Here is a 404-nt window from a genome sequence, read left to right on the forward strand (position 1 = left end):
CTTCAAAATCGATGTCTGCGTCTTTGATGCCAAATGACTCTCCTGTATTTTCCAACGACCATTGCTCATCGTAATAGATGTCTTCGCTATGCAGCGAGTAGCGTTGGACCGCTTCCACAAATTCGACTTCCGGCAGATCTTCAAGCTGGCTTAATGTTTTGTCGGCAGAAGCAGCAGACATGCCGGCCTTCAAATCCACTACGTAAAACTGGTCGAATTTCGGTGTAGCTGCGTCAAATTCAGAAACCGATTGGACACCGGCCGCTGAAGCTTTTGTTTTATTAAATGTTGCGCCTTCTTTCACTTTAACGATGACTTTGTTTGCTGATGCATCTTTAATCATGTAATCAGTCGGCAGCATCACCGACATGACGGTGCGCCCTGTCAGTTTAGTGATTCCCACT

General features: G+C 46.0%; 1 pseudogene. It reads right to left on the reverse strand.

What is annotated here, in order from left to right:
- Nucleotides 1-370 (reverse strand): annotated as a pseudogene (locus SB775_RS27605) (hypothetical protein); the annotation flags it as partial.
- Nucleotides 371-404 lie beyond the last annotated feature (34 nt).

The organism is Peribacillus sp. SIMBA_075 (genome assembly GCF_046534585.1).